Raw genomic sequence first — 10,059 nt, forward strand, 5'->3', positions numbered from 1 at the left:
ACCGCCCTCGGCCTGGACACGCCTGACGCCGCCGCGCTTCGCGCCGTCGCATCCGAACGGCTGACCGCCGTCGAAGGCGCCTTCGGCCCGGTGATCGACGACCGCCTGCTGAACCGCGACCCGATCAGCGCCTTCGCGCGGGGCGACTTCGCCGATGTGCCGCTGATGATCGGGGTCAACAGCGGCGAGGATTCCCTGCTCAACTACGGCGGCGGACTGGAACGGTTCGGCAAGCTGATCAAACCGAACGCGGCCCTGGCCCGCCTCTATCCGCAGGCGAACGGCGATGAAGAACAGTTGATCCGCCACGGCTTCCGCGACTTCGCCTTCGCCGCCCCCGCGCGCTGGGTCGCGTCGCGCCCACGTCAATCGAAGACATGGCTTTATGCTTTTGATTACGTAGAAGAAGCTCGGCGCGGCGCCATGCCCCGCGCCGCCCACGCCGCCGAGATTTTTCACGTCTTTGAAACTCTGGACCACCGCCCCGACGGCGCTCCGCCCGCGACCCAAGCCGACCGCGCCGTCAGCACCGCCATGCACGTCCGCTGGATCGCCTTCGCCAAAACAGGCGCGCCGGGCGCAAACTGGCCTGTCTACACGCCAGCGGACGACGCCTGGATGGTGTTCAACGCGACGCCCGGCGGCGAGGTGAAGCGCGGTTGGTGGAAGGCGGCGCTGGACCACCATGGACGCAAGGGCAAGCTGCTGATCCTGTTGATGCGGCTGCGGGATCGCTTGCAGCGGGTGTTCGGGTAAACTGCCCCCATGACGACGACTGAGTCCAAGCCGCGCGCCAAGGCGACCACGAAGCCCAAGGCGCCGCCCAAGCCCAAGGCCCAGCGCCGCGAGGAAACGACCACCCGCATCCTGGACGTAGCCGAAGCCCTGTTCGCGCGCGACGGCCTGCACGGCGTCACCCTGAAGGCGGTAGCCAAGGAGGCGGGCGTCGATACGGCCCTGCTGCACTATTATTTCGACGACAAGAACCGGCTGTTCTCAACCGTCTTCGGGCGCCGCGCCGAGGTGGTGAACCAGCTGCGCCTGGACAGCCTGGACCGCTATGAGGCCGAGCACGGCGACGCCATGACCGTCAGCGGCGCCATCGACGCCTTCCTGCGCCCGCTGTTCGTCCTGTTCGAAACCGGAGACCGCGCCTGGCTGAACTATGCGGCCCTGGTCGCCCAGGTGAACAACACCCCGGCCTGGGGCGGCGACACCATGCACCAGCATTTCGATCCGGTGATCGATCGCTTCATCGGCCTGCTGAAGCAGATCGCGCCCGACACGCCCGAGCGACAGATCTACTGGTTCTATCACCTGCTGTCGGGGTCGCTGACCCTGTCCCTGGCCCAGACAGGACGCATCGACGTCCTGTCCGGCGGCCTGTGCAAATCGTCGGAAATGACCGCCATATGCGACGCGATGGAGGTCATCTTCACCGGCGGCTTCGAAGCCATGAGCCGCATGCCGAAATAGGTCTGCTTTCGCAACAAAGGCTGTCTCGAGACAGCACCAGCGCCCATCCCATGGCCGCCCCCATGACGGTGTGAGGGCGGCGATACGCCCGCGCGTAACCATCAGACGCGCGGCATCCAGCCGAATCCCCCGCCACGCCTTGCGTCCGGTGAACCGATTTCATGCAGCCCATCACGCTCGACCGTCGATCCGCCGCCCTGTCCTATGCGGCGGCCTTCGCCTTCATCATCGCCATGACGGCTGTCGCCCAACTCCTGAACGACCGGGAGATCATCCTGCCGGAGATCGCGGCCATGGCGGTCGCCCTGTGGGCCTGGCGCGACCAGGCGTGGATGCGGCGGCCCGAAGCGATCTTCCTGTGGCCTTCGCTGACGGCGCTGGGCGGTTTCGCCGTCAACCTGCTGGCCGTTCCCTTCACCGCCAAGCTGGCGATCCTGCTGGTCGGGATGCTGGGGCTGTTCCTGATCTTCCGCTACAGCCTGCCGCCCGCACTGGCGACCGGCTTCCTGCCCATCGTCACCAACGCCGTCGAACTGTCATTCCTGATCTCCATCAGCGTCACGACCTTGGTGCTGATGCTCGGCGTGATCATGTTCCGCCTGCGGACCCCGGCCGAGCGCAGCGCGCCGCTGAACCGCTCGGCCATGACCGCCTATCTGCTGATCAGCGGCGCCGGGATCGTCCTGGCGGCGGTCGCGGGCTATCCGCAGCTGGGCCTCATCCCGCCCGTGACCGTCGTGGTCTATGAGTCCCTGCACATGAAGATGTATTCCGCCCGTATGGCGCTGAAACAGACGGCTGTGCTGACCCTGTCGGCGGTGATCGGGGCGGTTCTGTTCCAGGCCCTGCATTCCTGGCCGCTGATCGCGGCCCTGGACATGGCTGCGGTCTTCCTGCTGCTACGCCTGTTCAAGATGCGGATGCCGGCCGCCTACGCCTTCCCGCTGCTGCCCTTCGTCTTCCCGCCCGAGGTCGCGCCCCTGCTGCCCGCCGCCGCCCTCGCCGCCTGCGTCGTCTCCTTCAGCCTGACGCTGGCCTATCATCACGCGCGGCGACACCGTGTCGCCAACTCAGCCTGAAGTCGCAGATCGCCTAGACCACACCGGCCTGAGACAGGCTTTCACGGACACGTTCCAGAGCCAGCTCGACAGGCTCTTCAATGCTCATCAGGGCGAAGCTGCCGTTCAGGTCGAAGACGCAGTGACCGTGGACCACGGCGATCAGCGAACGCGACAGGCGTGCTGCGCCGGTCTGCGCCTTCGCCGGCAAGACAGCCGTCACCTCGTTGACGATGATCTGAGTCAGATCTCCGCGCCGTTGGTTCTGTTCGTCGGTCAGGGCCACGTCCGGCGGCAGGTGATGCTCATAGATGGCCCTCCAGCTATGGGGATTGGCGCGAGCGAAGCCGAAATAGGCCTCGACCAGGCATCGGATGCGGTCCGGGCCGCTGCCTTCCAGCGCCTGCCGCACCTCTTCCGCCCAGAGCTGGAAGGTGCGCGTGTTGATGGCGATCAGAAGCTGATCCAGCGTACCGAACACATTGTAGAGGGTGCCGATCGAATAGCCGACGCGCTTGGCCACCTCGCGCGCCGAGAAGCGCGCAAAGCCCACTTCGGCCATATGCTTGTGGCCCTCGACCACAAAAAGCCGCTCAAGCTCCTGCCGCGTATGATCCGATCGCCTGCCCATTAACCCTGCATAGCAGAAGCTGTGCAGAGAGCGGGAAGAAACGTCTGTTTTCGTTTTTTATTGATCGATGCTCATTTAAGGATATGAATTGCGCTCGAAGGGCCCTTTCGCGCCCTCCCGCATCCGTCTTGAGGCTTCCCATGATCGCGCTTCGCTTCCCGTCGTCCGCTTCGACCCTCGCCCTTTTTCTCGGCGCCGCCCTGGCGACCTCGATCGCCGCCCCCGCCGCCGCCGAAAGCGCCGATTGTCGCCGCGCCTCCGGTCCGGTCGAGACCGCCATCTGTTCGACGCCCGCCCTCACGGCATTGGATGCGAAGATCGCCGAACAGTATGGAACCACGATCAGAGGCTATGACGCCGCAAGCGCCGAAGCGCTGCGTCGCGACCAGCGCGCCTTTCTCGCGGCCCGCAACGCAGCCGGCGCACGACTGACGGGCGCCGATCTGATCGAAGAACTGACCGACCAACTGACGCGGCGCGAAGCGTTCCTGACCGATCTGGGCAACGACCCGCTGGTCAGCGTGGTCGGGCGTTGGCGCAATCTCAACGGCGAGATTGTCGTCAACCAATGGGCGACCGGCGTCCTGACGTTCACGGCCACGGCCGCCGACCCGCGCGGCGATGGCTGGTCCTGCGAGGCGGACGGCAGCGGCGACTGGATCGACGAAGACGAAGCGCGCTTTGACGACATCGGCGGCGCCGCCGCGTGGTCGCTGAACGTGAAAGCCCAGGGCGCGACGCTTATCGTCAAGGAGACGATCGAGAACGGCGCCGACGCCGTCCCCTATTGCGGTTCGGGCGGCACCCTCTCGGGAACCTACTTCCAGGCGGTGCGCCTGCCGGACCCGTCGCGCTGATCGCCGCAGCCGCTAGGGTATGGTCCTGGGGCTGGCGAGAACGCCTGGGCTGATGAACTGTCGGCGTCCGGTCCAGGTCAGCAGCTTGACCAGGGTTCCGCCCGGCCTGGCGAAGTCTTCGCAGTCGTCGGGGCCAGGCGGCTCAGGCGCGGCGGCGACCAGCGCGCCCTGCCGCAGCCCTTCGTAGTAGAGGGCGAAATCCGCCTGCTGCTGTTCGGACAGCACCGAATGGCCAAAGGCCATCTCTTCGCGGGCGTTGTCGATGATCAATCGACTGTCGTCCTCCGACAGGCGCTCACACAGAAGGCCGATCATGACGAGCCGCTCGATACGGACGGCCAGGCCAGCCTGCGCCTTGACCAGGTCATACTGGAGCTTCGCATACTCGGGGCTGGTCGCCATCCATTCCTTCAGGGCGGCCCTGGCGACCTCTTCGTCTGTCCCGGCGGGTTGAGCCGTGGCGACGCCGGCCGCACTCATGACCAGGGCCGCAACCAACCCGCTCGCGAAACGACAAAGCGCCATCCGATCCCCCTTCAAAACACACACGCCCTGCCCTGGGCAGATCATCAGCCGGGAATCGGCCCGATCGGCCAGTTGCTCAGCGATTCCATATCGCCTTCCTCGGAGGGACAGGGCGTATAGAGGGTGAAGGCCATGTCGCCCTCGAAATACCAGTCGGCGCCCTTCTCATAGCCGACGATGCCGGTGGAGTAGCAGACCGCCGCCTTGCTGCCGTCCGGGATCATCAGAATGGCCCAGTTGGTCGACCCGGCGCCCGCCGGATCATAGCCGTGAAGCAGCAGACGCCCGCGCGTCTCCGTCACCACGCCGACGACGTTGCCGTCGAAGACGATGGACTTCTGGATGTCGCGATCCACGCCCGAGGCGACCATGGCCGCGCGCACGTCCGGATGCTGGAAGAAGGTGACGCCCTGAACCGGCACGGTCGGATGCTTGCCGACATAGGCCGACAGCGGCGGGGCCTCGCCGTTCCGGTCAGGCGCAACTGCCGGCGCGGCAGCTGGCGCAGGAGCATTGGCTTCAGCCGGGGTCGGGGCGGTGGCCGCCCCCTCTTCGGCCTGCGAGCAGGCGGCGAGTGTCGCGGCCAAGACGAGCGCGAGCGGGGTTCTCAGGGTCATGCACATTTCCTTCGACGCTTAAGCGACAGATCCTCCCCAAGGGCAGGATTATTGATCCACGGCGCGCATCTCGATCGTCAGCGGCTCTTCGGCGGTTCCACGCCCGAAGAGGCTGGCGATCCCAGCGCGGACCAGCTCAAGGGCTTCTTCCATCCCGATGCGGTTCCGGCCGGTCTTACCGTGCGGATCGACACACCGAAACTCGGTCTCAATCGGCGCAAAGGGCGAGAGCCGTAAGAAGCGTTTGCAGGCGACCGGAGTAAAAGCGTTGCCATTAGATGGCAGCAGTGGCCCTAGAGGGCACGCAAAGAGACCTCTCTGACGTCATATGCGGATGAGCTAAACTGAAATCGAGCGCTGGCCGGAAGCAGACCGTCCGAACGTCAGCAATGAGTCAAAAGCCGCTATTCAATCGAACAATTGCGCAGGATGAATATCTAGCGCTTCCGCCAACTTCACCAAGAAGGGGATCATCCGCACTTCTGCTGGCGGCGTGGTAGGACCACCGCCGCCGCCACGACATCGCCTACCGCAGTGCTTCGGGGCAACTTCAGGCGTCGCACGACCACATCCAGCGGCGTCTGCGCCAGACCATCTCTACCCTAGGTCGAACCATGCTGGAGACGACGACCATCGATCCTGGCACGGCGCATGGCGGCGCGATCTTGGCCGAACAGATCGTCATCCCCGACGGCATGGTCCGCGACATGGTGATCGAAGTGCGCTTCGACGGCTTCCCGCACCGGTTCCGGCTGAACCTGGCGCCGTCGGGGACCTATGCCCTGACGCCGGTCGACATCCCAGCCGTCCCGGCCCAGGTCACACAGGAGTTGATGCGCACCCGCGAGACCTGGCACTGGACCGACGGCCCGCCGCCGCCGGCGATCTTCAAGGGCATGCCGGTGATCGAATAAACGGCCGACTGATGACGGCCGCTCAACTCCAGTTTCTACCGATAAGCACGACGCCGACATCGGGCTCCGAAAGACGAATGACGCCTATCGATCCAGACGCCGAGACGCCGTTAATCGGCTCTGGTGCCAGAAGACTTTGCTCGTAGCGCTCTCGCCATTCGGCATCGGAGATGCTGCGGTCGCTCCAGACCCATCCGTGCGTGCCCCCCAGCCGAATCGCTCTCGCCCATTTATCGCGACGCAGTTGCGCTAGTGCGATCCGTGCGCGTGTTTCATCAACGTCCGCTTCCGCTGCATCGACCGGACGTCCCCGGTCATTCATCGCCTGGATCATTTCCTGATAAAAAACAGGTCGATCCGCATCATCCAGCAACCTGCCGATGCACGCGACATCCTCCCAGAGCCCTTCCTGCTCGATCGACAGACTGCGATCCAGGATGACCTCGAAGCGGAAGGTGGCGATCGGAAGATCATGCATGTCCTCGGCACCACGGTCATGCATGATCTTCCGATTAAGCATGGCGCGATCAACAAGGCGGCTGACTTCACCTTCAATCTGGACGCGCACAGCCCCCGCACCCCGACCATCCGGCCGTTTCCCTTCCGGATCATAGGGCGTGACGGTCACCTGGGTGATCAAACTACGGATATTGTCTCGTGCTCGAGCGGCATCACGCTCTGGACCATTCAACGCGTCGCCCAGGTTATCCAGAAGCGCTCCAACCCGCGCGACGAGATTACCGGGGGTCAGGTCGGTCACCGCCCTGGCGGGCCCGGCGCGAACTGTTCGGGCGAGACGCTCCTTTTCCGCGCCCAGCGTATTCAGATTGTCGTTGATGAGATTGGCGGCAAAGCCGGACGCCCCGGTTTTAATCTGCCTCATCAGATTATCGATCTCGCGGCCGACCTCAGCCAACCGCTGAACCGCGCGCTCATGGCGATCCAGCCCTTCCGTCTGCGCGGAGCCCCGCTCACGCAAATACTCCGGAATGAACCACTCAATGACGTTGGGCTGGGAGAGGCGATGCGTCAGCCCTTCCAGGACGACGCGCTCCACGTCTTCACGTTTAGCCCGGCGCCCATTGGGGCACGCCTTCAGTCTATGTGACGCGCAGCCCATTTTCGCGGAGACCTGATTATAAGGCCCGCCGCAGACGCCGCACTTCACCAAACCGCTCAACAAATAACTCGGCCGACGACGATCGCGAAGTTTGGAGGCAGGACGTTTCGACAGTCGCTCCTGGTTACGATCCCAGACTTCCTGCGGAACGATCCGAAGCCACGGCGCATCGTGTTCAATCCAGGTGGACGCATCCCCCTGTTTCTTTTTTACCTTTCCGCTCTTTTCATCGTAATCAGTCGTCACCTTCCCGTGGATGGCTTTCCCGATAATGAGCGGATTACGCAGAAATCCCGTCCTGTAACGCGAGGATCCCATGATGGTGTTGGGATGCCACACCTTGCCCCCCTCAGGCGTCGGCACATTGTCCGCCGTGAGGCCGACCGCGATCTGGTGGGGGCTCATGCCCGCGTCGTACTCCAGGTTCGCCCGCAGGACGATCTTGGACGTAGCAGGGTCCCGTTCAACGCGACGGATATGCGCTCCTCGACTGTTCAGTAGAGGATTCCCACCTTCATCGACTTCATCGACCAGACGATATCCGTAAGGAATATCGCCCATGATCTTCCCGCGAGCGGCCGCGGCGAGGCGACCGCGAGAAGTCCTCTGGCCTATACGTTCACTTTCGATCTGGGCCATTTCGGCGAAGATCGCGAACTCAAACCGCCCCATCACGCCTTTGTCGTGCGTGTAGATGACCACGTCGACATCTCTCAATCGGTTCCTTGCGTAATGCAGTTCACGAGCATTTCGTCCCAGACGATCGAGATGAACGACGCAGATCACATCCGCCTGGCCGCTTTCAGCTGCAGCCATCATCTCCAGGTACCCCGTGCGGCTGGCGACGGATCGCCCCGACTTGGCCTTGTCAGTGAATTCGCCGACCACTTCCCACCCGAGCCGCTCGCAATCAGCGCGCAGAACGGCCAGTTGATCGTCTGCCGACAGCGGGTTCTGATGGCTGTCCGAATAGCGCCCGAGGAGAAGGGCGCGCGAGCCAGGAGGCGGAAGAGGACTGTCAAACAGACCCATGGCTCTCCCCTTCTCCTTTGGCGTCACGCTGTGCCATGAGGCGCGCCAAGCTAAGCGCCAGAGGCATCAACAGACGTTCGTCCTCCGTAGCCTCCGTCAGCATCAGCGCCTCCCGGCGGGCCTCGGCGCGACGCCACAGCTCATCGTCCAGCGTCGCCGCCAAGGGCAGCGCCAGTTGGACACATTCCGCCTTCACACCTTGCCGCACGGTTCGCCCTCGCCGCTTCTGTTGCCATCGAAGGGACCGGTCACGTAGGTGATGAAGGTGTCGATCTTCCCAGTCGCCATACGTTCGAAGCAGATGCCGACGCCGTCAAAGCCGGCCGCCTCGAGTTGAGACCGCAGTTCGTTAATCTGCGACAGGGACGTGGCCGTCGCCTGGAACCGTTTGACAACCGCGACCAACACTTCGTCGTTCGTGCGTGAAGGCCGCCTCTGCCCGACGCGGCGCCTCGAGAAACGGCCCCTCATTGCTGCGCCTCCGGCTGGACGCGGCGCAAGTGGAAGCGGTCCGGATCATCCGGATCGGCCAGCATGATCATTTCGTAGACCACGCCGTCACAGATCATCTGCGTACGCACGCCGACCTCTTGGGCGGGTTCTGCGGGCTCATCAGCGGGGGAGATGGGATCTTCTTGCATTCTTATCGTATCCAATAGGGAGCGCCGCTCTCGCGCTCGGCGAGGCGACGACAGGTGGTTTTGATTTCGGGAAGAGAACTTCGGCCTATCAGCCGTGGTGGAGCGCGTTGATCTCTTCGGCGAGGCGCGCAGCGGTGATCGGCTCGTCGGTCACCAGCCAGATCAACTCGTCCCGGCTTTCGAGGTCGGTCTCGATCGCAACGAAATCCGTCAGGTCTCCCCTCAGGTCTTCGATGTCCCCGATCATCTCCAGAGCGGTCGGGTTGTTTTCCAGGATGTCAGCGAAGATCGCCTGGTCAGAAACGTGCTTTTGCGCCATCGCCTGCGCAAGATCGCGGGTGACCGACCTCACCAAATCGCAGCCTGCCGAAGCCCCCGCGGCGACCGCGAGTTCAACACCGCGCTCGCGAAAATTGCTGATCAACCAGAGCAGAAGATTGGTCGAGGACGTCAACGCCGCGAGATCGTCAACGATCACGACTTCCACCTTGGCGTTCAGGGCAGCATTGACCCCATAGGGATCATTAGGCCTGCGCTCTCCATCATCTTGAACGAAGCCGGCGAAATTCCACGCCAGCCTCTCGCAAAGTTGGAGACAGGCGATCGCCTGCTCATCCAAAGAGCGCGGGGCTTTTTCTGAAACAGAAGGAGCACGCAGATAGGCAATGGCGTTCTTTCGCAGACGTTCTGCACGGCACTTATCGATGAAACCCGGGGAGAGTTCCATCGCCCCCCTTCCAACCAGCCAGAGGGTAATCCCTGTTTCAACCAGGGCTATCAGCGGCTCCACGCTATTCAGGACATCAGGCTGAAAATCGTTCAGGGCCCGAATGACCAAGACGTCGTACGCGCCATCTCGAGCCGCTTCGACCAACGCCTCCAACGAAGCCGGCGTCGCCGTGGCGCCAGCACGGCCTTCTGCCTGGATGTTGACAGTCTTCCACCCCATCCGCGCAGCCTCATCAACCGACGCCTGGTAGCGCGGCTTAGGCGGACGGCAGTTCCGCCCCTTACGCTCCGGATGGGGCGTATACAGACAGGCGCGGGCGCCAGGCGGAGGTGTTTCGGTATTGGCAGACTTACTGCTCATTCAATTTCTCAAGTTCAGGGCGCACGCCATCGGCTTCGCGCGGAGGCGCGAATGACGACGGGCCGGATTGTTGGGGTAGGAAGGCCGCCGCGACTTGC

Annotated in this window: 12 protein-coding genes; 6 read left to right on the forward strand and 6 right to left on the reverse strand. The window is 63.7% G+C overall.

The annotated features are described in order from the left end of the window. The 3 genes from RT567_RS09395 to RT567_RS09405 form a co-directional block, all read left to right on the forward strand. Positions 1-756 (forward strand): carboxylesterase family protein (locus tag RT567_RS09395; protein WP_313576016.1); only part of this gene is annotated, 756 nt, incomplete at its 5' end. Between the two features lie 9 nt (positions 757-765). Beyond that, positions 766-1,476, forward strand: coding sequence for a TetR/AcrR family transcriptional regulator (locus tag RT567_RS09400; RefSeq protein WP_313576018.1), 711 nt, complete (start codon positions 766-768; stop codon positions 1,474-1,476). A gap of 161 nt (positions 1,477-1,637) precedes the next feature. Continuing rightward, a complete protein-coding gene (locus RT567_RS09405; RefSeq protein WP_313576020.1) occupies positions 1,638-2,555 on the forward strand; it encodes a hypothetical protein in 918 nt (305 codons plus the stop codon). Between the two features lie 13 nt (positions 2,556-2,568). On the opposite strand, the gene RT567_RS09410 is transcribed toward RT567_RS09405, so the two are convergent. After that, a complete protein-coding gene (locus RT567_RS09410; RefSeq protein WP_313576022.1) occupies positions 2,569-3,165 on the reverse strand; it encodes a TetR/AcrR family transcriptional regulator in 597 nt (198 codons plus the stop codon). A gap of 140 nt (positions 3,166-3,305) precedes the next feature. On the opposite strand from RT567_RS09410, the gene RT567_RS09415 reads away from it, so the two are divergent. Beyond that, positions 3,306-4,022: a lysozyme inhibitor LprI family protein gene (locus RT567_RS09415; RefSeq protein ID WP_313576024.1), complete on the forward strand. Its 717-nt coding sequence runs from the start codon at positions 3,306-3,308 to the stop codon at positions 4,020-4,022. Between the two features lie 12 nt (positions 4,023-4,034). On the opposite strand, the gene RT567_RS09420 is transcribed toward RT567_RS09415, so the two are convergent. Next, positions 4,035-4,547 carry a hypothetical protein gene (locus RT567_RS09420; protein ID WP_313576026.1) on the reverse strand — a complete coding sequence of 171 codons (513 nt, stop codon included), beginning with the start codon at positions 4,545-4,547 and terminating at the stop codon, positions 4,035-4,037. Between the two features lie 44 nt (positions 4,548-4,591). Next, complete coding sequence (locus tag RT567_RS09425) at positions 4,592-5,164, reverse strand: hypothetical protein (protein ID WP_313576028.1); 573 nt, start codon at positions 5,162-5,164, stop codon at positions 4,592-4,594. Positions 5,165-5,215: 51 nt separating this feature from the next. Here RT567_RS09425 and RT567_RS09430 point away from each other — a divergent pair, with 51 nt between their 5' ends. Both RT567_RS09430 and RT567_RS09435 read left to right on the forward strand, forming a co-directional pair. Then, a complete protein-coding gene (locus RT567_RS09430; protein WP_313576029.1) occupies positions 5,216-5,401 on the forward strand; it encodes a hypothetical protein in 186 nt (61 codons plus the stop codon). Positions 5,402-5,778: 377 nt separating this feature from the next. Further along, positions 5,779-6,078 carry a hypothetical protein gene (locus tag RT567_RS09435; RefSeq protein WP_087141669.1) on the forward strand — a complete coding sequence of 100 codons (300 nt, stop codon included), beginning with the start codon at positions 5,779-5,781 and terminating at the stop codon, positions 6,076-6,078. Between the two features lie 22 nt (positions 6,079-6,100). On the opposite strand, the gene RT567_RS09440 is transcribed toward RT567_RS09435, so the two are convergent. The 3 genes from RT567_RS09440 to RT567_RS09450 all read right to left on the reverse strand — a co-directional run bounded on the left by RT567_RS09440 (position 6,101) and on the right by RT567_RS09450 (position 9,961). Beyond that, positions 6,101-8,230 (reverse strand): recombinase family protein, encoded by a 2,130-nt coding sequence (locus RT567_RS09440; RefSeq protein WP_313576032.1) that lies wholly within the window; start codon positions 8,228-8,230, stop codon positions 6,101-6,103. A 192-nt stretch (positions 8,231-8,422) separates the two neighbouring features. Beyond that, positions 8,423-8,635 carry a hypothetical protein gene (locus RT567_RS09445; protein ID WP_313576034.1) on the reverse strand — a complete coding sequence of 71 codons (213 nt, stop codon included), beginning with the start codon at positions 8,633-8,635 and terminating at the stop codon, positions 8,423-8,425. Positions 8,636-8,959: 324 nt separating this feature from the next. Then, the gene (locus RT567_RS09450; protein ID WP_313576036.1) at positions 8,960-9,961 is read right to left on the reverse strand and encodes a recombinase family protein; all 1,002 of its coding nucleotides are present in this window, start codon (positions 9,959-9,961) and stop codon (positions 8,960-8,962) included. Between the last annotated feature and the right edge of the window lie 98 nt (positions 9,962-10,059).

The sequence above is a fragment of the Brevundimonas sp. genome (assembly GCF_032107865.1).
Classification (GTDB): Bacteria; Pseudomonadota; Alphaproteobacteria; order Caulobacterales; family Caulobacteraceae; genus Brevundimonas.

Coding starts and splice junctions, on each gene's coding strand:
- RT567_RS09405 (WP_313576020.1), top strand. CDS start 1,638: ATGCAGCCCATCACGCTCGACCGTCGATCCGCCGCCCTGTCCTATGCG.
- RT567_RS09450 (WP_313576036.1), bottom strand. CDS start 9,961: ATGAGCAGTAAGTCTGCCAATACCGAAACACCTCCGCCTGGCGCCCGC.
- RT567_RS09435 (WP_087141669.1), top strand. CDS start 5,779: ATGCTGGAGACGACGACCATCGATCCTGGCACGGCGCATGGCGGCGCG.
- RT567_RS09425 (WP_313576028.1), bottom strand. CDS start 5,164: ATGACCCTGAGAACCCCGCTCGCGCTCGTCTTGGCCGCGACACTCGCC.
- RT567_RS09440 (WP_313576032.1), bottom strand. CDS start 8,230: ATGGGTCTGTTTGACAGTCCTCTTCCGCCTCCTGGCTCGCGCGCCCTT.
- RT567_RS09420 (WP_313576026.1), bottom strand. CDS start 4,547: ATGGCGCTTTGTCGTTTCGCGAGCGGGTTGGTTGCGGCCCTGGTCATG.
- RT567_RS09400 (WP_313576018.1), top strand. CDS start 766: ATGACGACGACTGAGTCCAAGCCGCGCGCCAAGGCGACCACGAAGCCC.
- RT567_RS09415 (WP_313576024.1), top strand. CDS start 3,306: ATGATCGCGCTTCGCTTCCCGTCGTCCGCTTCGACCCTCGCCCTTTTT.
- RT567_RS09410 (WP_313576022.1), bottom strand. CDS start 3,165: ATGGGCAGGCGATCGGATCATACGCGGCAGGAGCTTGAGCGGCTTTTT.